Genomic DNA, 20,844 nt, shown 5'->3' on the forward strand with positions numbered 1-20,844 from the left:
TTGACGATGTGCGATGGAGGCGACACTGCCGAGCGCGGCTTCGGAATTCCTTCAGACAGCCTTCGGGTCGACGACGGACGGCCAGCGGCGATCCACTGCGGCGAGGCATTGCTCCAGCTCCGCGGCTCTCCCGTGCTCGAACTCCGAGGAGAATTCGGCGCCACCCAGGATTGCTCGCACCGAGGCCGCGATACGGTCGACGTCGCCTCGTTCCGCTGCCGGCAACGGTGCGCCGGTGGACTCGCGTACAGCTGCCGCAGTGCCCAGCAGACGGGCTGCCCAGCCGGTTGGCGCGTCCGAACTCAGTGCACCTGCACTCAACGCACCCGCCAGTCCTTCCAGAGCGAGCGCCACGGCCCTCGGGTCACCGGTTCGCCGGGCAGCGGACAGCCCATCTAGCTGAAATGACAGCGCTGCCTGCTGGTCACCGCGCTGCTCGGCGACGAATCCGAGTTCGGCGAGTATCAAGGCGGCGCCGGCGTCGGAGTCCAAACGCTGTTCCCAATCGAGGACGGAGAGCAGCAGCGACTCGGCCGTCTCAAGGTTGCCTTGCCGGCGAGCGGACAGCGCAAGGCCGGTGTCGGCAAACACCTGGCCGACGACATATCCCTGTTCGGCCGCACGCTCCCGAGCCTGCTGGTGCAGCTCGTCGGCCCGGGCATAGTCGCCTTTCAACAGTGCGACCCGGCCCAGCGCGATCAGCTTGTCACTGACCTCCGTGCCCAGTTCCAGCTCCTCGGCCATGCGGAACCCGTCCCGATGCCAGCGTGCGGCCTCGTCGTACCGGCCGATCACCTGCGCCAGGGAGCCCAGCGCGAAGGAAGCGTGCAGCTGTCCCCACCGATCGCCCAGCTCGGTGAAGAGGTCCATGCTCTTCTCACCGTGCTCGCGTACTTGCGCCAGTTGTCCGCGTAGCATCATCTGCTGGGCCAGTGTGCCCAGCGCCGCGGCGGTCCCCCATTGGTCGCCGATGGCTTGGAAGACGCCCAGGGTGCGCCGGGTCAACTCTTCAGTGGCAGCCGCGTCGCCGATGCCGATGCGAGCGAAGCTGAGAAACCACTCGGCCCGCGCCCGACCAGCCAGCTGATTGAGATCGCGTGGTTCCGTCGTTGCCGCAACGACGACGGGCGCTGCGGCCGGCTCACCGAGCCGGAGGGTGAGCGCAGCCTGCCAGATGTGGGCGGTGGCACGGGCCGATTCAAGGTCTGGGACAGCGGTCGGCATCGAGCACGCCGTTTCCAGCCAACGACGGCCTTCCCGGAACCGGCCGCGCAACACCCAATACCACGCGGACTGGTTGGCCATCTGCAGAGCCGCGCCCGGATCACCGTCGGCGACCGCGCTTTCGAACGCGCGGCGCAGATTGCCGAACTCGGTGTCCAGCCGCAGCAGCCACTCGCGTTGGGCAGGTCCGTGCAGGTGTGCGCCGGCCGTCGTGAGGAGCTCCAGGTAATACCGACGATGCCGGTCCCGGACATGCTCGGCTTCACCGGCGGCGCGCAGCTGTTCCTCGGCGTAGGCGGCGACTGACTCCAGCAGCCGGTAGCGTGGCCCGTCGCCGGCGCTGTGCTCGGCGACCACCACCAGAGACCGATCCACCAAGTCGGAGAGTATGTCGACGACGTCCTCGCGAGCGACGTCCTCACCGGCCTCACCGGCACCGGCGGACACGGCTTCGGCGGCGCGCAGCGTACATCCGTCGGCGTGCACGGCCAGGCGGCGTAGCACCGTCTGTTGAGCTGGGTCCAGCAAGCTCCAGCTCCACTCGATCATGGCTCGCAGCGTTCGATGCTGAGTCTGGGTCCGCGGCTGGCCGGTACCGAGCACTCGGAAGCGGTCGTCCAGGCGAGCGGCCAGTTCATGCACGCCCAGCGCACGCACCCGGGTGGCAGCCAGTTCCAGCGCGAGCGGTAGTCCGTCCAGGCGGCGGCAGATGTGCTCGACCACCTCGGCGTTGGTGGCGTCCAGTGCGAACCCGGGGGCGGCGGCCGCGGCTCTCTCCACGAACAGTTGGACGGCGCTGGAGGCCTGCAACGCCTGGAGGTCACTTCGTGGCGCGGGCAGCGTCAGCGGGGGCACCGTCCACAGCCGCTCGCCGGTCACGTTGAGGGAACGTTGGCTGGTAACGACGATCCGCAGCTCAGGAGCCGCGCGCAACAAGGTGGTCGTCAGCGTGGCCACGGCATCCGCTACGTGCTCGCAGTTGTCCAGAACCACGAGCATGTGTTTGGCGCGCAGCGCTTCCGCGAGCTGCGAGGCCATCACCATCGGATCCGCTGCCGCACCCGGGACGGGCATGCTGGATTCGTCGCGAACGTTGAGCGCTGCGGTGACCGTTTCCGCGACAGCAGCCAGCCCTGCCGCCGCCTGGGTGGGGTCTGCCGAGTCTGGATGCGCACCCGTCGGTTGCACGACGCCGGCCAACTCCACCAGCCACGCACCGTCGCGAAACGAGCCGCGCACGCGGTGGGCCGCCTCGATCGCCAAGCTGGTCTTGCCGATCCCTCCCGGGCCGGTCAGGGTGACGAGGCGATCCGAATCCAGCAGTTGCCCGACCTCGTCCACCGCCGTTTCGCGGCCGACCAGGCTGGTCAATGCCGACGGCAGGTTGCCCGGGACCGGCCTCGCCGCTGTCCTGGGCGGATGGGCGGCCAGCTGCGGGTCCTGGCGGAGTATGGCCTCGTACAGCGTGTTGAGCTCGGGACTCGGATCCACGCCCAGCTCGTCGGCAAGTTCCGCACGGAGCCTGCGATAGCTGTCCAACGCCTCGCTCTGGCGACCGGCACGGTAAAGCGCCCGCAGCTGCGCGGCGCGCAACCGCTCACGGAGCGGGTGCTGAGCTACCAGCTCGCTGAGCTCGTCAGCCAGCAGCGTGTGTTCGCCGAGTTCAAGTCTTGCCTCCGCCTGCTCTTCCACGGCAGTCAGGCGCAGCTCATCGAGGCGGACGATCTCCGGGCGGGCGAAATCCTCGTCGCGGAAATCGATGAGCGCCGGCCCTCGCCACAACGCCAGGGCATCTGCCAGCAGGGACGCTTTCGTCTGTGCGTCGTCGGCGGTGTGCGCCCGGGCCACGAGTGCCTGGAACCGGCCGGTGTCGATGTCCTCGGGGGCAGCCTCGAGAACGTAGCCAGGTGCCTGGGACGTCACCAGGGAGCGCCCGCCCGGTGCCGCGTCGTCGAGGACCCGCCTGAGCTGGGAGATCCTGGTCTGCAGGGCGCCGCTGGGGTTGGCTGGCAGGTTTGCGCCCCACATGTCGTCGATCAGCCGATCCGCCGGCACTACGCGGCCGTTGCTGATCAGCAAGTGCGTCAGCAGGATGCGGACCTTCACCTCGGGTACGCGGATCAACCGGCCCTCCGCTGTCCAGACAGCCAGTGGCCCTAACACCCCGAAACGCATGCTGCTCACATTAGTGGCCGTGCCCGGCACCAGCGCACTGTGACCGGACGGTCGTTCTTCGCGGTCCGCGTGGGCTGTAGCCGGTCTGGAGTCCGCCTGGAGTGATTCCGAAGCGCCGCTGCGCAGAGTGAAGCTCGTCAGCCGGTCGCCGATTCGGACATCTACCCCGAGCGGTGGCCGGGGCAATCACCAGGTACTCCGGCTGGAAGAGAGGAAACGGCGATGACTCAGCAAGCCGTACGGATCTCAGTTCTGGCGAGCACGACCGCAGACCTGACCGTGGGGGACTGGATCGCGCGCCGGGCCGGGCGGCTCGGCGAAGTCGATGTAGACCTCATCGATCTCGCCACCGCACGCCTGCCGGATCGCCGGGCGGCCACACTGCCGGAAGGGGGAGTGCAGCCAGCAGCCGTACACGATCTCGTGCCCTGGCTGACCGAGGCAGACGGCTTCGTCGCGGTCCTCCCGGGCAGCGTTACCGGTGTTCCTGAGCAGATCCGTAACGCCCTCGATTGGTGTACATCGGCGTGGGCCGGCAAGCCGGTCGCACTTGTGACGAACGGGCCCGCCCCTCAGCACACGGCGGTGCCGCGCGACGTCCACTCGGCGTTCCAGAACAGACAGGCCACGGTGATCAGCTCGGTCGATGCCCACACTGAGCCGAAGGGCCGCGGCGAACACCGGCTTTCGGATCAGAACAGCACCGCCGACCGGCTACTCGCCGAGCTCGTGGCAGCAGCCCGCCGGGCGCGGAACGTATCGGCGTTCTGACCCGCCGAACTCGTCAGTGCATGCGCGTCGCAGCGACGCGGACATCTCACGACAACCCAGAAAGGTTCCACATGTCTTCCGCCCAATTGGCCACGCCCGCGCAGCGCGCTGGCGCCAAGGAATGGCTCGGTCTCGCCACCTTGCTGTTGCCGACCGTCCTGCTCTTCCTGACCATGACCGTACTCTTTCTCGCCACCCCCCAGATTGCGGCTGATCTGCAGCCCAGCAGCTCGCAAGTGTTGTGGATCAACGACATCTACGGCTTCATGATGGCCGGTCTCCTGGTCGCCATGGGCACCCTCGGTGACCGGGTCGGGCGGCGCCGCGTGCTGCTCTTCGGCGCTGTGGCGTTCGGCGCGGCGTCGACGGTGGCGGCGTTCTCAAGCAGCGTGGAGGTGCTGATCGCCGCGCGCGCCGTCATGGGCCTGGGCGCGGCGGCCGTCATGCCGGCCACGCTGTCGCTCATCAGCAATATGTTCCAGAACGCCCGCCAACGGGCCACTGCCATTGGTATGTGGGCGGCGTCGGTGTCCGTTGGCGTCGCCGTCGGGCCGCTGGTGGGGGGACTACTGCTCGAGACGTTCTGGTGGGGCGCCGCCCTTCTCGTCGGCGTTCCGGTGATGGCGCTTGTGGTGATCGCGGCCCCGCTGCTGGTGCCGGAGTACCGTGCACCGAACGCGGGACGCTTGGACGTTCTCAGTGTGGCGCTGTCGATGGCGGCGTTGTTCCCCTTCGTCTACGGCATCAAGGAACTCGCCAAGGCCGATGCTGTCGCCGTGCCGGCGCTCGCGCTGGCCGTTGGTGTGCTCATGGCCGTCGTCTTCGTTCGCAGGCAGCTGCGCCTGCCCAACCCGCTGCTCGACGTCCGGCTGTTCGGTAACCGCGTCTTCAGTGGCGCCTTGGGCGTGTTCTTGCTGGCAGCGGTAGCGCTCGGCGGTGTCTACCTCCTCTTCACCCAGTACCTTCAGCTGGTGGCCGAGCTGTCCCCGCTCGAAGCCGGGCTGTGGATCTTGCCGGCGGCGTTGCTGCTGGTGGTCGCCTCGACGGTCTCGCCGTCGCTGGCCCGCCGGTTCCGGCCGTCGTCGATCATCGCGGCCGGTCTGCTCTTCTCGGCCGCCGGCTACGGCGTTCTCACCCAGGTGGGTAGTCCGTCGGGTTTGACGCTGCTGATCGTCGGCTTCTACATCCTGTACCCGGGCATCGCGCCCACCATGGCGCTGACCACCAACCTGGTCATCGGGTCCGCGCCTCCGGAGAAGGCGGGCGCGGCGTCGGCGGTCAACACGACGGCCAGCGACCTCGGACTCTCGCTCGGTATCGCCATCCTGGGCAGCATCGGTACGGCGGTTTATCGGACCGGCATGGCGAACGACGTCCCGTCCGGGCTGTCCGACGTGGCGGCCGACGGTGCGCGAGACACCCTCCCGGGGGCGCTCGCGGCGGTCCACGAACTGCCCGCGTCGGCGGCGTACACGCTGCTCGATCCCGCCCGGGCGGCGTTCACGAACGGTTTGAACGTGGCGGCAGGAATCGCCGCGGTGCTCGCCCTCGCAGCCGCGGTGCTGTCGATGACAATCCTGCGGAGGGTGCCGCCGACGAGTGACGCCGCGCCGCATGCCGATACGGGTTCGTCCGCCGTGGCCGATGGCGATGTGCTCCCCGCGGAAGGGGAGCGGCCCACCGGGACCGGGGGCGTCGTGCCCGCCGGTGCCCGGTGAAGGACCGAACGTCGAAACAAGGAGCAGTCTGATGCCCGTACGTCAGGTGAACTCGTTCAGTGAGCTCAAGGCGGACTTCGACCGGATCGTCGGCGACGTCGTCTACGCGACGATGACCACGGTGGACCCGAAAGGCCGGCCCCGCGCGCGGGTGCTGCTGCCGATCTGGCAGGTGGTCGGCGGCCAACCGGTCGGGTGGCTGGCGACGTACCGGACTCCGGTCAAGACAGCGCACCTGGCGACCAACCCGCACGCCACGTTCTCGTACTGGAGCCCGGCCCAGAACACCGTTGCCGTCGACACCGTGGCGAGCTGGGTGAGCGACCGGGACACCAAGGACGAGGTCTGGAAGTTGTACCAGAAAGGCAGCCCGCGGGGTGTCGGCTACGACCCCGGGGCGTACTGGAGGCGCGGGCCGTCAGACCCTGAATACGAGGTCCTGCGTCTGGACGGCTGGCGGGTGCAGGTGCTCTGGGGCCGGGAGCTGGCGGCCGGCACGCCAGTGGCGCTCACCCACATAACCACCCCCGAGTTTCCCGGTGATCATCAGTACCTTGTGGTCCCTATCGGGTGATCGTCAGTACGTTGCGGTTGCAGGATGACAACCACAACGTACTGACGATCACCCGATGGGGATGCGGACGTCGGGGCGTGCAGCCGTCGTAACGGCCCGGGACGCTAGTTCCAGCCGGTGCGGCGGCGGACCCACTCCAGTGTGGTGACGTGCTTGGCCCGCTGGAAGGAACGCACCGTCGGCAGGCCCTGGGGCGCCGGGCGACGGGAGTGCAACGCGAAATAGCCGCACAGGCCGGCGATGAATGCGGTGATGTGATCGGGGGCGACGTCTGTCAACAGGGGATGCTCAGCCACGATGGGGTCGGGGTCGATCCCGTGATTGGCAGCGTCGAGCAAGAGCATGACGGAGTCGATCCAGACGGCGCCACGGCACGCCCACGGCCAGTCGACAAACCACGCCCGCGCGGCGTCGAACAGGACATTGTCGGCTCGGATATCGAGGTGAACCAGAGTGTCGCCGTCGAGATGGTCGAGGGCGGAGGCGGCCAGGTCGGCGAGCCGGTCGAGGTGGCGTCGCTCCCAGGGGTCGAGATCGGCCGGCGGCGCACTCGCAAGCTCGCGATAGCACAGCATGTCCGCGCGTAGTTCGTCGCTGGCCTTGGCGACGTCGTCGATCGGGCACGGCGTCAGCGCGCGGGACATGTCCGCCAAGGCATCCAGGACCAGCCGGAGTTCGTCGCTGGTCCACGGTTGCTGAGGTGGCGACCCGGGGACCTCATCGAAGATCAACGCGACCCACTCGCCGTCGTCGTAACTGCCGCGCATCGCCGGCGCCGGCACTCGAGCCGGCAACTGGCGCATCACGTTTGCTTCGGTTCGGTAGATGCCGGGCGTGTGTGGATTCACTGCCTGGCCAGCGGCTTTGACGAAGGCACGACGGCCGTCCGTGCAGCGCACCCTCGCGGCCATGCCGGGGGAGAAGCCTCCGCGCTGGTTCTCTGCGGTGACGACGGCGGAGCCGAGCAGGTCTTCGATACCGGCCCGGACCTGGACCGGAAGATCAACCCACTCCAAGCGGGTGTTGTTGTCGAACGCCAGCTCCTGCCCGGCAGCCGTACCTGGGGATTCCATCAGCCCATGGTGGCCATTTCGCGCCAGAGCGGACAACTCATTTGTTTTCCGCGACTTCAATACCGCCAGGTTGACTTCGCGGCTGTTCCAGACCGTTGAAGCCACCTGGCGGTATTGAAGTGCGGGCGCGAACCCCCTCCGACCGATACGGACTTGCATGGCCATGCATTGCGGTGCATACTCATGAATATGGTCACGACGGTCGCGGTAGCAGGTGCCAGCGGGTATGCGGGCGGGGAACTGCTGCGCCTGCTGTCCAACCATCCCGAGTTCGAGGTGGGCGCGGTCACCGCGCACTCGAGCGCGGGGGACAAGCTCGGGCGGCACCACCCGAACCTGATCGGGCTGGCCGGTCGAACCCTTCAGCCGACGACGCCCGACGTCCTGGACGGGCATGACGCCGTGGCTCTCGCGCTCCCACACGGAGCGAGCGCGGAGATCGCGGCAGCCATGTCGGAGAACACGCTCGTCGTCGACTGCGGAGCCGACCACCGGCTGACCGATCCGGATGCCTGGAAACAGTTCTACGGCACCGAACACGCCGGCAGCTGGCCTTACGGGCTGCCAGAGCTGGTCCACGCCGACGGCTCCAAGCAGCGCGAGCGCCTGGCGAACGCGCGGCGCATCGCGGTGCCGGGCTGCAACGTCACCGCCGTCACCCTAGCCATGGCCCCCGGGCTCGCCGCGGGCGTGATCGCGCCCACCGACATCGTGGCCGTGCTGGCCAACGGCCCGTCGGGCGCCGGGAAGTCACTCAAGACGCAGTTGCTTGCCAGTGAGATCCTGGGCGCCGCTAGCCCCTACGCGGTCGGCGGCGGACACCGGCACATCCCGGAGATCGAGCAGAACCTGGCGCTGGCCGCCGGCGCGCCGATCAGCCTTTCGTTCACCCCCACGCTCGTGCCGATGAGCCGGGGCATCCTCGCCACCGTCACCGCCAAGCTCAACAACGGCGTGACCAGCTCCGATGCCCGTAGCGCCTGGGGCAAGGCCTACGCTGACGAGCCGTTCGTCCACCTGCTCCCCGAAGGCCAGTGGCCGACGACGGCCGCAACCGTCGGCGCCAATACCGCGCACATCCAAGTGACGGTCGACGAACGGGCCGGGCGGCTGGTCGCGGTCGCGGCCATCGACAACCTCACCAAGGGCACCGCCGGGGCGGCGGTTCAGTGCATGAACCTGGCCCTCGGCCGGCCCGAGACGCTCGGCCTGCCCACCACCGGGGTGGCCCCATGACCTGGACCAGCGAGTCTGACGGACTTAGTGCGCCCGGCAAATGGAGTCTCTCCTCGCTCAGCGGACTCGCTCGTGCCTCGCTCGCCGATGCGCGCCACGCCATGGAGAGACTCCATTTGCCGGGTCGTCTTAGCCAGACCGCCGCGACACGGAAACGACGACGATCCATCACTTTCGTCATCGTGTCCACATCCTCCGTGTCCGCATAGAAGGAGTCTCCCCATGTCTGTCACCGCAGCAGCCGGTTTCCGGGCCTCCGGTGTCACCGCCGGCCTGAAACCGAGCGGCAAGCCGGACGTCGCGCTCGTTGTGAACGACGGTCCGCGCCGCGACGCCGCCGCCGTGTTCACGTCCAACCGGTGCAAGGCCAACCCGGTGCTTTGGAGCGAGCGCACCATCGCCGACGGCAAGCTGGACGCCGTCGTCCTCAACTCCGGCGGCGCCAACTGCTACAACGGGCCGGAAGGCTTTCAGACCACCCACGCCAGCGCGGAACTCGTCGCTGAGCTGATCGGCGGCGGCGCCTTCGACGTGGGAGTCTGTTCCACCGGCCTGATCGGGCAGCCGCTGGACCGTCCGCTGCTGGAGGCCGGCATCCGAGCCGCGCACCAAGCTCTTTCCGACGACGGTGGTCCCGACGCCGCCACCGCCATCATGACCACGGACACCAAACCCAAGCAGGCGGTCAGCGGCGGTGCCGGCTGGAGCGTCGGCGGCATGGCCAAAGGTGCCGGGATGCTGGCGCCCGGCCTGGCGACGATGCTGGTGGTGATCACGACGGACGCGGTCGCGACCTCCGGTGCCCTGGATGCCGCGCTGCGTCAGGCCACCAGGACGACGTTCGACCGGCTCGACACCGACGGCTGTATGTCTACCAACGACACCGTGTTCCTCCTGGCCAGCGGGTCATCAGGGGTGGAACCGAGTGCCGAGGAGCTGGCGGCGGCGGTCAAGGCCGTCTGCGCCGACCTGACTCAACAGCTGTGGACCGACGCCGAGGGCGCCCACCACGACATCGAGATCGCCGTGGCCGGAGCGGCGAGTGAAGACGATGCCGTGTCCGTCGGCCGGGCGATCGCGCGCAGCAACCTCTTCAAAGCCGCCGTGTTCGGTAACGATCCGAACTGGGGCCGGGTGCTCGCGGCGATCGGCACCACGGACGCGGTGTTCGAGCCGCAGCACATCGACGTCGCGATCAACGGCGTGCAGGTATGCCGGGCTGGCGGCACGAAGGCCGGTGACCCCGCCGACACCGTCGACATGTCGCCACGGCACGCCCGCGTCGAGGTGGACCTCGGCGCCGGGGCCTCGTCGGCCACACTGCTGACCAGCGATCTCACCCATGACTACGTCCACGAGAATTCGGCCTACTCGACATGAGCGATATCCCCGACACCCCCAATAGCGTCCTGCAAAGTGAGGCCTCCAGCGCACCCCTTGCAGGACGCAAGGACCACCACGAGGCGCTGGCCAAGGCGGGCGTGCTCGTGGAGGCGCTGCCCTGGATGAAGCGGTTCCACGGCAAGATCGTCGTGATCAAGTACGGCGGCAACGCGATGGTCGACGACAAACTCAAGCGCGCCTTCGCCGACGACATCGTCTTCCTGCGCCTGGCCGGCCTCAAGCCCGTCGTGGTCCACGGCGGGGGGCCACAGATCTCGGCGATGCTGAACAAGCTCGACATCGCCAGCGAGTTCCGCGGCGGGCTGAGGGTCACGACGCCGGAGGCGATGGACGTCGTGCGGATGGTGCTGTTCGGCCAGGTGGGGCGGGAGCTTGTCGGCCTGGTGAACGCCCACGGCCCGTTCGCGGTCGGCCTGTCCGGCGAGGACGCAGGCCTGTTCACCGCCGAACGCCAGCCCGCCGTCATCGACGGGGAAGAGGTGGACATCGGCCTCGTCGGCGACGTCGCCAAGGTGAACGCCGACGCCGTCAACGACCTGATCGACGCCGGGCGCATCCCCGTTGTCTCGTCGATCGCGCCTGACGTCGACGGCGTGGTGCACAACGTCAACGCCGATACCGCCGCCGCGGCCCTGGCCGTAGCCCTGGGAGCGGAGAAGCTCGTCGTCCTGACCGACGTCGAAGGCCTGTACCGCGATTGGCCGAACAGCACGGACATCATCAAGGAGATGACCGACGCCGAGCTGGCCGAACTTGTGCCCAGTCTTGACTCGGGCATGGTGCCGAAGATGCGTGCTTGCCTGCGCGCGGTCCAGGGCGGGGTGCCGGAGGCCACCGTCATCGACGGGCGCCAGCCCAACTCGCTGCTGCTCGAGGTCTTCACCGACGAAGGAGTGGGAACCATGGTGGTGCCGTCATGACGACACCAGCCAACACATCCGCCCAGCTCGCGGAGGTGCCGGGCCTGTCCGGTTCCACGGAGAGCATCACCAACGGCGAAGCGTGGACGCAGCGTTACGGTCAGGTGCTGATGAACACCTTCGGCACGCCGCAGCGAGTTCTGGTGCGTGGCGAAGGCTGCTATGTGTGGGACGCCGACGGGCGTCGCTACCTCGACATGCTCGGCGGCCTCGCGGTGAACGCGCTCGGGCACGCTCATCCGCTGCTCGTGTCCACGGTGACGGCACAGCTGGCGACCCTCGGGCACGTGTCCAACTTCTTCGCCTCGGCGCCCCAAGTCGCGCTCGCCGAGCGCTTGCTGGAGCTACTTGATGCCGGGTCCGACGCCTCACACGCCGGCAAGGTGTTCTTCACCAACTCCGGCACGGAGGCCAATGAAGCCGCGTTCAAGATCGCGCGGCGCACCGGCCGGCCGAAGATCGTGGCGGCAGAGGGCGGGTTCCATGGTCGCACCATGGGCGCGCTGGCGCTCACCGGTAAGCCCTCGATCCGGGAGCCGTTCGAGCCGATGCCGGCCGGGGTGGAGCACGTCCCGTACGGCGACGTCGACGCGCTGCGGAACGCCGTCGACACCCACACCGCTGCGGTCATCCTCGAACCGGTCCAGGGAGAGGCCGGTGTCCGTGTGGCGCCGCCCGGGTACCTGGCCGCCGCCCGGGAGATCACCGCGAACCACGGCGCATTGCTCATCCTCGACGAGGTGCAGACCGGCATCGGCCGCACCGGCCAGTGGTTCGCCCACCACACCGCGCAGATCACGCCCGACGTCGTCACCGTGGCCAAGGGCCTCGGGGGAGGGCTGCCCATCGGCGCGTGTATCGGGCTCGGGGCGGCGGGCGATCTACTGGGGCCTGGATCCCACGGAACGACGTTCGGTGGCAACCCGGTCGCGGCCGCCGCCGGGCTGGCTGTTCTGCACGCGATCGACCGGGACGGGTTGCTCGCGAATGTGCGCAGCGTAGGCCGCCACCTGGCCGACGGCGTGCACAGGCTGAAACATCCACTGATCACCGGCGTTCGCGGCAGCGGCCTGTTGCTGGGCATCGGCCTGGCGGAACCAGTAGCGCCGAGGTTCGCCGCCGTGGCGCTGGAAGCCGGGCTCATCGTGAACCCGGTCGCGCCGGACACCGTGCGGCTCGCGCCGCCGCTCATCCTCACCACGGCCCAGGCCGACGAGTTTCTCACCGCGCTGCCGAGACTGCTCGACGCTGCCAGGGAGAGCTAATGAGCACGCCAAGTGACCTAGCTTCGTGGCCTCCCGTAACGTTTCGGGCCGGTCTCGGCGCGCTACCCGTTACGCGAGGCCACGAAGCTTGCTCCAACGTTTCGACCCCCAGCACACCGATCACCGTGAAGGAGGCGTGATGGTCCGGCACTTTCTGGCCGATGACGATCTGTCGCCCGCAGAGCTGACCGATGTCCTCGATCTTGCCGATGAAGTCAAGGCGGACCGGTTCGCGCACCGTCCTCTCGAAGGGCCGCGCTCCGTCGCCGTGATCTTCGACAAGCACTCCACCCGGACCCGGGTGTCGTTCAGTGTCGGTATCGCCGAGCTCGGCGGGTATCCGCTGGTCATCGACGCGCAGACGTCGCAGATGGGGCGGGGCGAGCCCATCGAGGACACCGCCCGCGTGTTGGATCGCCAGTGTGCGGCGATCGTGTGGCGCACCTACGACCAGGCTCGCCTGGAACAGATGGCCGCGGCGTCCACAGTGCCCGTTGTGAACGCGCTGACCGACCTGTACCACCCCTGCCAACTGCTGGCCGACCTGCAGACAGTGCGTGAACGTAAAGGCGCGCTGGCCGGGTTGACCCTGACCTACGCGGGCGACGGTGCCAACAACATGGCGCACTCCTACCTGCTGGCCGGCGCCAACGCGGGCATGCACGTGCGGATCGCTGCCCCGCAGGCCTACGCGCCGGACGCCGGAGTGCTCTCCAAGGCTGCGGCCCTGGCCGAACGGACCGGCGGGTCAGTGGCGCACGTCGTCGATCCCGCCGACGCGTTCGCCGGCGCCGATGTGCTGGCGACGGACACCTGGGTGTCCATGGGGCAGGAAGGGGAGTCCGCGGATCGCGAGGCGCCGTTCGTGCCCTACGCCCTGACGGCGAAGGCCGTAGAGATCGCCGCACCAGAACCGGTTGTCCTGCATTGTCTGCCGGCCTACCGGGGCAAGGAGATCGCCGCCGACGTCATCGACGGCCCGGCTAGCGCGGTGTGGGATGAGGCCGAGAACCGGCTGCACGCACAGAAAGCCCTGCTGACCTGGCTCCTCCGGCAGGAGGTGGAACGACGATGACCCCGCCGACGACGCGCGCCGCGCGGCACGCCCAGATCTCCGAGATCCTGGCCCAGCATCCGGTCCGGTCGCAGACTGAACTGGCCGAGCGGCTCGCTGGCAGCGGCATCGAGGTCACCCAGGGCACCCTGTCGCGGGACCTCGACGAGCTGGGCGCGGTCAAGATACGCAACTCGCAGGGTTGGCTGGTCTACGCGTTGCCGTCGGAGGGCGGCGACCCGACGCCGCGGGCGGCCGAGGAAGGAGCCGTCGACGCCCGGCTGATCCGGGTCTGCGAGGAGATCCTGACCTCGGCGCGCAGCTCAGCCAACCTCGTCGTCCTGCGGACCCCGCCCGGCGCCGCGCAGTACCTGGCCTCCGCCATCGACCACGCGGCCCGCCCCGAACTGCTCGGCACCATCGCCGGCGACGATACTGTGCTGGTCATCAGTGCGGACCCAGCCGGCGGAGAGCAGGTCGCGCAGTGGTTCCTCGGTCTGGCCGAAGGGCGTGTTCCCGACGTCGCGCCGGGTTTCGCGCCGGATGACGGGTCGAGCGGGCCGTCGTCGTCGGCGTTCGCAGCCGCTGATCCCACCGACGTGAATTCACCATTCCCAGACTGATCATCCTCATAGGAGCCCACCATGTCTGCCACATCCGAGCGGATCGTTCTCGCATACTCCGGAGGTCTCGACACCTCCGTCGCCATCGGCTGGATCGCCGAGGCCACTGGCGCGGAGGTGATCGCCGTCGCCGTCGATGTCGGCCAGGGCGGCGAAGACCTCGACACCATCCGCAAACGGGCGATGGCCTGTGGCGCGGTCGAGGCCTACGTCGCCGACGCTCGCGACGAGTTCGCCGATGAGTACTGCCTGCCGGCGCTCAAGGCGAACGCCCTGTACATGGACCGCTACCCGCTGGTGTCCGCGTTGTCCCGGCCGGTGATCGTCAAGCATCTGGTGGAGGCAGCGCGCCTGCACGGAGCGACAACGGTCGGGCACGGCTGCACCGGCAAGGGCAACGACCAGGTGCGTTTCGAGGTCGGCATCACCGCGCTCGCTCCGGACCTGAAATGCATCGCGCCGGTGCGTGATCTCGCGCTGACCCGCGACAAGGCGATCGAGTACGCCGAGAAGCACGAGCTGCCGATCGAGACCACCAAGACGAACCCGTTCTCGATCGACCAGAACGTGTGGGGCCGCGCCGTCGAGACCGGCTTCCTCGAGGACATCTGGAATCCGCCGACGGAAGCGGTGTACAGCTATACGGCCAACCCGGCGACGCCGCGCGATCCCGACGAGGTCGTCATCACCTTCGACGCCGGCCGCCCGGTCGCCATCGACGGCGAGACCGTCACCATGCTGCAGGCGATCGAACTGCTCAACCAGCGGGCCGGCGCTCAGGGCGTCGGTCGGCTGGACATGGTGGAGGACCGGCTGGTGGGGATCAAGAGCCGCGAGGTCTACGAGGCGCCGGGTGCGCTCGCGCTGATCACCGCGCACCAGGAGCTGGAGAACGTCACCGTCGAGCGGGAGCTGGCGCGGTTCAAGCGGACCGTCGACCAGCGGTGGGGCGAGCTCGTGTATGACGGGCAGTGGTCGTCGCCGCTGAAGAAGGCGCTGGACGGGTTCATCGATGAGGCCAACGCGCATGTGTCCGGCGAGGTCCGGATGACGCTTCACGGCGGCCGCGCCGTCGTCACGGGGCGGCGCTCCGAGCAGAGCTTGTACGATTTCGGGCTGGCCACCTACGACACCGGCGACACGTTCGACCAGTCCCACGCCAAGGGGTTCATCGAGCTGTTCGGCATGTCGACTAAGCTCGCCGCCGTTCGCGACCAGAAGCACGCCTAAGCCCGTGATCATGAGCAGATCCGTGCCCCACCCCTCCCGTGATCGTGAGCAGATTCGCGTCGCTATAGCGACCGGATCCTGCACACGATCACGGGAGGGGAAGGCGCGAATCTGCACACGATCACGGAGAAGGAGAATAGGAGACAGATGTCTGAGGCGGAGCAGCCAGGGCAGTCGGACGAGACGGTGAGCCTGTGGGGCGGGCGCTTCGGCGGCGGCCCCGCCGACGCGCTGGCCGCGCTGTCGAAATCCACCCAGTTCGACTGGCGGCTGGCGGGCCAAGATATCGCCGGCTCGAAGGCGCACGCGAACGTCCTGCACCGGGCCGGGCTACTGAGCGACGACGAGCTCGCCGGTATGATCCGCGGCCTCAACCGGCTAGCCGCCGACGTCGCATCCGGTGATTTCGAGCCGGCGCCTGATGACGAGGACGTGCACACCGCCCTCGAACGCGGCTTGATCGAACGCGTCGGCCCGGATCTTGGTGGCAAACTGCGCGCCGGGCGCTCCCGCAACGACCAGATCGCCACTCTGCCCCGGATGTACCTGCGGGACGCGGCCCGTGGCATCGCCGGACAGGTGCTCGACCTCGTCGATGCCCTCGCGGGACATGCCGACCAGCACCTCGGGGTCGCGATGCCCGGCCGTACCCACCTGCAGCACGCGCAGCCGGTGCTGCTCTCACACCACCTCCTGGCCCACGCATGGCCGCTGTTGCGCGACGTGGACCGGTTGCGGGACTGGGATCGTCGCACCGACCAGTCGCCGTACGGGTCCGGGGCACTCGCGGGTTCGTCGCTCGGGTTGGACCCGGAATACGTCGCACACGAGCTCGGCTTCTCCGGGGCGGTAGAGAACTCGATCGACGGGACGGCGTCGCGTGACTTCATCGCCGAGATGACGTTCGTGCTGGCCATGATCGGTATTGACGTCTCGCGGCTGGCCGAGGAGGTCATCTTGTGGGCGACCAAGGAGTTCTCCTTCGTCGAGCTCGACGACGCCTGGGCCACCGGCTCGTCGATCATGCCGCAGAAGAAGAACCCCGACGTCGCCGAGCTGGCGCGGGGCAAGGCGGGACGGCTCGTCGGGAACCTCTCCGGGCTGATGACGACGCTGAAGGCGCTGCCGCTGGCGTACAACCGGGACCTGCAGGAAGACAAGGAGCCGGTGTTCGACTCGGTGGATTCGCTGGCGCTGCTGTTGCCGGCGTTCACCGGGATGATCGCAACACTCCGGTTCAACACCGAACGCCTGGAGGAGCTGGCGCCGCAGGGATTCTCGCTGGCCACGGACGTGGCGGAGTGGCTGGTGCGGCAGGGCGTGACGTTCCGCGAGGCACACGAGATCGCCGGTTCCTGCGTCCGGGTCTGTGAGGAACGCGGGATCGAGTTGTGGGATCTGAGCGACGACGACCTCGCGGCCGTGTCGGAACACCTCACTCCGGCCGTCCGCGAGGTACTCAGCGTGCCCGGCGCGCTGGCGTCCCGGTCGGCGAAGGGTGGCACTGCTCCGGACCGGGTCCGCGACCAGCTCGTGGAGATCCGTGCCGAATCCGCCGCTGCCCGCGGCTTCGCCACTCCCGTGCGTCCTGCGGACTGAGGCCTCGGGCGCACACAGTGCAGGACGCAACGGAGAGCGCACGATCGGCACGCGCCGTACAGATCAGCGGTGCGGGACCGAGCCTGCTGCCGTATCTGAGCTGGCTGCTGCTCTCCGTCGTGGTAGGTGTGGCGCTGGCGGCGCCGTTGTTACTCCTGGCCCAGGACGGTCGCGACGACGTCAGCCTGGTTGCCGCCCTGTGGCAGCCGGAGCGGCGGCCGCTGGCGATCGGCGCACTGGTGGCTGTCTCCCTCACGGTCGTGGTGCTGATTGGCTTTATGCGGGCGTTGCCGCGCGCGTTGACCCGTCACGAGATCGTCGTCGACGACGGCGGCCTGGAGATCGCGGCGCGGCCTAAGTGGTGGTACCGGGGTAAGGCCGCACACATCGGGTGGGACGACGTACAGGTCGTCAGCGCCGAGTCCATCGGACTGCCCGACGGCAGCGACACGGGCCGCCTCGCCAGGCGTGCACTGCACTTTTATCTGCACCGTGTCATCCCGGGGTTGCCGGCGTTCGCCGGGCTCGAAGCGGTCGACGAGGCAGACGTCCACATCGAGGGGGTGCGTGTCCCGTCGTACCGGCTGCGCATCGGAGATCTGACGCCATACGCGCACGACGAAGTGCACCAGCTCGCAACAGCCATCGACGCGGTACGCCCGGACCTGTTCTACACCGGGACCCGGGCGGCTCAGTGGTACACGCCCACGGAACACCTGGCACCTGGAGCCCGGCTCTGGCGGTCGGCGTCGCCGTCGGCCCCGTCGCCGCACCCGAGCGACTCGCCCGGGCCGGGCCTGGACGGGCGGGTGCCGGACATCCAGCGACCGGCCGGTGCCGTCTGGTTGAACTACGGTCACCCGCACTGGGAGATCGCCGGTGGGGTGGTGGTGCTGGCCGGAGTTCTGGCGGGGTCGATCTACCTGGTGAACAACCCGTTCGGCTGGGACAACGTGCCGGCCGCGCTTCTGGCCCTGGTGGTGATCGTGCCGCTGTTCTTCTGCTGTCTGGTGCTGCCCGCGGTGCTGTGGCTGTATCCGCGTCTGACGGCCGCCGTCGGAATCCGGGTGGCGTTCGACGGGCTGGTCATCGTCCGCAAACGCCGGTGGCGCTGGGCGGCAACCGTGTCCACCACGGTGCCGTGGAACCAGATACAGGCGATCGTGACCCGCGGCGGCCGCACCGCCACCGACCCGGTGGGTGCGAAGCAGCGGTTCGTCGACCTGTATCTGCATCCCGGGCTGGACGAGGCGTACGACGTTCCAGGCGTGGGCCTCGATCTCACGGTGTCGCAGCCGCGGGAGCCGGACTCGGCCGGCACTGCCCAGTTGGTCACGTTCCCGGCCGTCCGGGTGCGACTACCGTACCGGCACGACCGGGAAGCAGCCGGGCGCCAGCGCTGGGAAGAGGCGGTGCGGCGCGGGCCGGAGACCTTGACGTCGCCGCGGCATCAGCTCCGGCCTGCGCTGCTCGCGTTTCGCCCGCAGCTGTGTCACGGCTTCGAGGACCTGTGGAGCGGCCTGCCTCGTTGATGCCGTGCCCGTTGTCGCTTTCCGGGGGACGACGTCCTTGTCCGGCCTGGGCGTGTACATGGCACGCTGTAGACAGGCTGGGTAACCGGTATCTCGGCTACCACAGCGTGTTCTCAGCGTGCCATGTACACGCCCAGACCGGATCGGTCAGCGCGGTAGCGCCGTCGGCGCGATCAGCCGGCCTCTCTGCCAGTCGGCTGCCACAACTGGATGGGGTTGCCCTCGGGGTCGGCCAGTTCGGCGAAACGGCCGTTCGGGTACTCCTCCTCATGCAACGTGACCTCGATATCCGCCGCACGCAGCTGCGCCACCATCGCATCCAGGTCAGCGACCCGGAAGTTGAGTGACCACTGCTGTCCGTCCCGCCCGAAATGCGGAGAGTCGGCCCCCATCGGCGCAAACACCGTGGGCCCTGCCTCCTGCCGCCACGGGTCGTCGTCGTAGGTCTGCGGTGGTTGACGCACGCCGAGGTGCTCGGCGTACCAACGGCTCAACGATTCAGGGTTGCGGGCGCGGAAGAAGACGCCGCCGATTCCTGTGACAGTTTCCATGGTCGTGCAGTGTTTCAGCACTTCCGTCCGGGCGCCAGGGGTGGTGCAGTGTCCCGTCCGGCACGGAAGGCCACCGCCTGCGTCCTGCGGATTGAGGGCTCTGGCGCTCGCGGTGCAGGACGCTAGAGAGGCGCCCGCCTTCACCGCACGCGCAGTGCCGCCATGATGCCGTCGCGGATTGGCACGATGCTGGCGACATACCGCTCGTCCTCGGCGACGAGGCGATTGTGTTCCTGGATCTTCGCCGTCCAGCCGCGGGTCCACGCTGGCAGCTCATCGCGATCCGTGCCGGTGGCGACATGGCCGTGCCAGAGCACGTTGTCGCACAACCACAACCCGCCGACGCGGATCCGCTCCCGCGCGGCGAGCCAGCAGTCGGGGTAGCCGTCCTTGTCGACGTCGCAGTACACGACGTCGAATTCGCCGTCCTCGGCGGCGAAGCCTTCCAACGCGTCGCCCACCCTGTAACGGACCCGGTCCCAGAGCCCGGCTTGGCTCAGGTAGTCCTCGGCCCGCCTGGCGTTGCCGGCGTCGCCCTCAGTGCACACGACGGATCCCGACGGCCCGACGGCCCGAGCGAACCAGTACGCCGAATACCCATACCCCGAGCCGAGCTCCATCACCCGGCGAGCGCCGATCGACCGGGCAGCCATCTCGAGATAGCGGCCGGATGCCCGCCCTACGATCGGGAAGCCATTCTCGTCGGCCAGAGCCTCCATCTGGGTCAGCACGTCGTCGTCGTGTTCGGTTTCTGCCAAGCCAGTGAGGTAGTCCTCTACCCCGTCATCCATCCAACGACTCATGAATGCACCGTAGCGGCCCCGAGGTGCCGGGCTGCCTAGAACTCCCGCGCGAGCGCGGCACAATGAACCATGGCGCGCTGGGTGCTGCACGTTGATCTCGACCAGTTCATCGCCGCCGTCGAAGTGTTGCGGCGGCCGGAACTACGCGGCCGGCCGGTCGTCGTCGGGGGCGACGGCGACCCCACCAAGCGTGGCGTCGTCAGCACGGCCTCCTACGAGGCGCGCGAGTACGGAGTGCACTCTGGCCTCCCGCTACGCACCGCGGCGAAGCGATGCCCCGACGCCGTGTTCCTGGCCGTCGACCGCGACGCGTACGAGGCGGTCTCCGCCGAGGTGATGACCGTGCTCCGGGAGTTCGGCGTCGTTGAAGTGCTGGGCTGGGACGAAGCCTTCATCGGCATCGACGACGACGCTCCGGAGTCCACGGCCCGCAGGATCCAGCAGCGCGTACGCGAAGCGACGGAACTCGACTGCAGCGTCGGCATCGGTCAGAACAGGCTGCACGCGAAACTCGCGACCGGTTATGGCAAGCCGGCCGGGGTGTTCCGGCTGACCTATCAGACCTGGTTCGACGTGCTGGGTGAACAACCGACGCATGCCGTCTGGGGAATCGGCGGAAAGACGGCCCGGAAGCTCGCGGACGCGGGAATCGACACGGTCCGGCAGCTGGCGGCGGCCGATGCCGACGAGTTGGCCGCCCTGTTCGGGCCGAAGACCGGGCCGTGGCTGGTGCAACTCGGCCAGGGCCGGGCGGGCTCACGGGTCACCGACGCGCCGCACGTCGCCCGCTCGCGCGGCCGCGAAGTGACCTTCCAGGAGAACATCACCGATTGGGACGCGGTCCGCACCCAGGTCGTCCGGCTGGCACATCAGGTGGCCGCTGACATCGCGGGGGAACAGCGTCCGGCGGCCCGCGTCGTTGTCAAGGTTCGCTACGCACCGTTCTTCACCGAGACGCACAGCCGGGCACTGACCCCACCGTCGTCCACAGCTGATGCGGTCGAGAAGGCGGCGCTCACGGCACTGGAACGGTTTACCGACCGACGGCCGGTGCGGCTGCTGGGCGTACGTGCGGAGTTCGCTCGTTGACCG

Annotated in this window: 17 protein-coding genes; 13 read left to right on the forward strand and 4 right to left on the reverse strand. The window is 68.7% G+C overall.

Annotated features, from left to right (window positions below; translation table 11 throughout):
• Window positions 1-51: 51 nt before the first annotated feature.
• On the reverse strand, window positions 52-3,399 hold the full coding sequence (locus tag F7O44_RS09775; protein ID WP_162449999.1) for an AfsR/SARP family transcriptional regulator: 3,348 nt from the start codon (window positions 3,397-3,399) through the stop codon (window positions 52-54).
• 222 nt (window positions 3,400-3,621) lie between these two features.
• On the opposite strand from F7O44_RS09775, the gene F7O44_RS09780 reads away from it, so the two are divergent.
• From F7O44_RS09780 to F7O44_RS09790, 3 genes are all read left to right on the forward strand, one after another.
• The gene (locus F7O44_RS09780) at window positions 3,622-4,170 is read left to right on the forward strand and encodes an NADPH-dependent FMN reductase (protein WP_162450000.1); all 549 of its coding nucleotides are present in this window, start codon (window positions 3,622-3,624) and stop codon (window positions 4,168-4,170) included.
• Window positions 4,171-4,241: 71 nt separating this feature from the next.
• On the forward strand, window positions 4,242-5,888 hold the full coding sequence (locus tag F7O44_RS09785) for an MFS transporter (RefSeq protein ID WP_162450001.1): 1,647 nt from the start codon (window positions 4,242-4,244) through the stop codon (window positions 5,886-5,888).
• 31 nt (window positions 5,889-5,919) lie between these two features.
• Entirely contained in the window at window positions 5,920-6,462 is a 543-nt protein-coding gene (locus tag F7O44_RS09790) for a pyridoxamine 5'-phosphate oxidase family protein (protein ID WP_162450002.1), read from the forward strand.
• 104 nt (window positions 6,463-6,566) lie between these two features.
• On the opposite strand, the gene F7O44_RS09795 is transcribed toward F7O44_RS09790, so the two are convergent.
• Window positions 6,567-7,535: a phosphotransferase gene (locus F7O44_RS09795; protein WP_162450003.1), complete on the reverse strand. Its 969-nt coding sequence runs from the start codon at window positions 7,533-7,535 to the stop codon at window positions 6,567-6,569.
• A 183-nt stretch (window positions 7,536-7,718) separates the two neighbouring features.
• Between F7O44_RS09795 and argC the strand changes: the two genes are divergently transcribed.
• The 9 genes from argC to F7O44_RS09840 all read left to right on the forward strand — a co-directional run bounded on the left by argC (window position 7,719) and on the right by F7O44_RS09840 (window position 18,398).
• Window positions 7,719-8,771 carry an N-acetyl-gamma-glutamyl-phosphate reductase gene (gene argC / locus F7O44_RS09800; RefSeq protein ID WP_162450004.1) on the forward strand — a complete coding sequence of 351 codons (1,053 nt, stop codon included), beginning with the start codon at window positions 7,719-7,721 and terminating at the stop codon, window positions 8,769-8,771.
• 222 nt (window positions 8,772-8,993) lie between these two features.
• Complete coding sequence (gene argJ, locus F7O44_RS09805; RefSeq protein ID WP_162450005.1) at window positions 8,994-10,151, forward strand: bifunctional glutamate N-acetyltransferase/amino-acid acetyltransferase ArgJ; 1,158 nt, start codon at window positions 8,994-8,996, stop codon at window positions 10,149-10,151.
• 125 nt (window positions 10,152-10,276) lie between these two features.
• Window positions 10,277-11,095 (forward strand): acetylglutamate kinase, encoded by an 819-nt coding sequence (argB, locus tag F7O44_RS09810; RefSeq protein WP_343073857.1) that lies wholly within the window; start codon window positions 10,277-10,279, stop codon window positions 11,093-11,095.
• Window positions 11,092-12,360 carry an acetylornithine transaminase gene (locus F7O44_RS09815; RefSeq protein ID WP_162450007.1) on the forward strand — a complete coding sequence of 423 codons (1,269 nt, stop codon included), beginning with the start codon at window positions 11,092-11,094 and terminating at the stop codon, window positions 12,358-12,360. The genes argB and F7O44_RS09815 overlap by 4 nt, the downstream gene beginning before the upstream one ends.
• Before the next feature lie 139 nt (window positions 12,361-12,499).
• Window positions 12,500-13,435 (forward strand): ornithine carbamoyltransferase, encoded by a 936-nt coding sequence (gene argF, locus F7O44_RS09820; RefSeq protein WP_162450008.1) that lies wholly within the window; start codon window positions 12,500-12,502, stop codon window positions 13,433-13,435.
• Window positions 13,432-14,037, forward strand: a complete 606-nt coding sequence (locus F7O44_RS09825; RefSeq protein ID WP_162450009.1) for an arginine repressor — start codon at window positions 13,432-13,434, stop codon at window positions 14,035-14,037. The genes argF and F7O44_RS09825 overlap by 4 nt, the downstream gene beginning before the upstream one ends.
• A 21-nt stretch (window positions 14,038-14,058) precedes the next feature.
• Window positions 14,059-15,267 carry an argininosuccinate synthase gene (locus F7O44_RS09830; RefSeq protein ID WP_162450010.1) on the forward strand — a complete coding sequence of 403 codons (1,209 nt, stop codon included), beginning with the start codon at window positions 14,059-14,061 and terminating at the stop codon, window positions 15,265-15,267.
• Window positions 15,268-15,414: 147 nt separating this feature from the next.
• A complete protein-coding gene (argH, locus tag F7O44_RS09835) occupies window positions 15,415-16,866 on the forward strand; it encodes an argininosuccinate lyase (protein ID WP_162450011.1) in 1,452 nt (483 codons plus the stop codon).
• 17 nt (window positions 16,867-16,883) lie between these two features.
• Complete coding sequence (locus tag F7O44_RS09840; protein WP_162450012.1) at window positions 16,884-18,398, forward strand: cytochrome d ubiquinol oxidase subunit II; 1,515 nt, start codon at window positions 16,884-16,886, stop codon at window positions 18,396-18,398.
• A 173-nt stretch (window positions 18,399-18,571) separates the two neighbouring features.
• Here F7O44_RS09840 and F7O44_RS09845 read toward each other — a convergent pair whose 3' ends face one another.
• Together F7O44_RS09845 and F7O44_RS09850 are read right to left on the reverse strand one after the other, a co-directional pair.
• Window positions 18,572-18,949 carry a VOC family protein gene (locus F7O44_RS09845; RefSeq protein ID WP_162450013.1) on the reverse strand — a complete coding sequence of 126 codons (378 nt, stop codon included), beginning with the start codon at window positions 18,947-18,949 and terminating at the stop codon, window positions 18,572-18,574.
• Window positions 18,950-19,089: 140 nt separating this feature from the next.
• Window positions 19,090-19,752: an O-methyltransferase gene (locus F7O44_RS09850; protein WP_162450014.1), complete on the reverse strand. Its 663-nt coding sequence runs from the start codon at window positions 19,750-19,752 to the stop codon at window positions 19,090-19,092.
• 69 nt (window positions 19,753-19,821) lie between these two features.
• Here F7O44_RS09850 and F7O44_RS09855 point away from each other — a divergent pair, with 69 nt between their 5' ends.
• On the forward strand, window positions 19,822-20,841 hold the full coding sequence (locus F7O44_RS09855; protein WP_162450015.1) for a DNA polymerase IV: 1,020 nt from the start codon (window positions 19,822-19,824) through the stop codon (window positions 20,839-20,841).
• Window positions 20,842-20,844: the final 3 nt, after the last annotated feature.

This window comes from Phytoactinopolyspora mesophila, assembly GCF_010122465.1.
GTDB lineage: Bacteria > Actinomycetota > Actinomycetes > Jiangellales > Jiangellaceae > Phytoactinopolyspora > Phytoactinopolyspora mesophila.

What these genes read in the sequence shown, in the direction of transcription:
- F7O44_RS09785 (WP_162450001.1), top strand. Translation starts at nt 4,242, where the DNA reads ATGTCTTCCGCCCAATTGGCCACGCCCGCGCAGCGCGCTGGCGCCAAG.
- argJ (WP_162450005.1), top strand. Translation starts at nt 8,994, where the DNA reads ATGTCTGTCACCGCAGCAGCCGGTTTCCGGGCCTCCGGTGTCACCGCC.
- argH (WP_162450011.1), top strand. Translation starts at nt 15,415, where the DNA reads ATGTCTGAGGCGGAGCAGCCAGGGCAGTCGGACGAGACGGTGAGCCTG.
- F7O44_RS09815 (WP_162450007.1), top strand. Translation starts at nt 11,092, where the DNA reads ATGACGACACCAGCCAACACATCCGCCCAGCTCGCGGAGGTGCCGGGC.
- F7O44_RS09780 (WP_162450000.1), top strand. Translation starts at nt 3,622, where the DNA reads ATGACTCAGCAAGCCGTACGGATCTCAGTTCTGGCGAGCACGACCGCA.
- argF (WP_162450008.1), top strand. Translation starts at nt 12,500, where the DNA reads ATGGTCCGGCACTTTCTGGCCGATGACGATCTGTCGCCCGCAGAGCTG.
- F7O44_RS09845 (WP_162450013.1), bottom strand. Translation starts at nt 18,949, where the DNA reads ATGGAAACTGTCACAGGAATCGGCGGCGTCTTCTTCCGCGCCCGCAAC.
- F7O44_RS09825 (WP_162450009.1), top strand. Translation starts at nt 13,432, where the DNA reads ATGACCCCGCCGACGACGCGCGCCGCGCGGCACGCCCAGATCTCCGAG.
- argC (WP_162450004.1), top strand. Translation starts at nt 7,719, where the DNA reads ATGAATATGGTCACGACGGTCGCGGTAGCAGGTGCCAGCGGGTATGCG.
- F7O44_RS09775 (WP_162449999.1), bottom strand. Translation starts at nt 3,399, where the DNA reads ATGCGTTTCGGGGTGTTAGGGCCACTGGCTGTCTGGACAGCGGAGGGC.
- F7O44_RS09855 (WP_162450015.1), top strand. Translation starts at nt 19,822, where the DNA reads ATGGCGCGCTGGGTGCTGCACGTTGATCTCGACCAGTTCATCGCCGCC.
- argB (WP_343073857.1), top strand. Translation starts at nt 10,277, where the DNA reads ATGAAGCGGTTCCACGGCAAGATCGTCGTGATCAAGTACGGCGGCAAC.
- F7O44_RS09830 (WP_162450010.1), top strand. Translation starts at nt 14,059, where the DNA reads ATGTCTGCCACATCCGAGCGGATCGTTCTCGCATACTCCGGAGGTCTC.
- F7O44_RS09850 (WP_162450014.1), bottom strand. Translation starts at nt 19,752, where the DNA reads ATGAGTCGTTGGATGGATGACGGGGTAGAGGACTACCTCACTGGCTTG.
- F7O44_RS09790 (WP_162450002.1), top strand. Translation starts at nt 5,920, where the DNA reads ATGCCCGTACGTCAGGTGAACTCGTTCAGTGAGCTCAAGGCGGACTTC.
- F7O44_RS09795 (WP_162450003.1), bottom strand. Translation starts at nt 7,535, where the DNA reads ATGGAATCCCCAGGTACGGCTGCCGGGCAGGAGCTGGCGTTCGACAAC.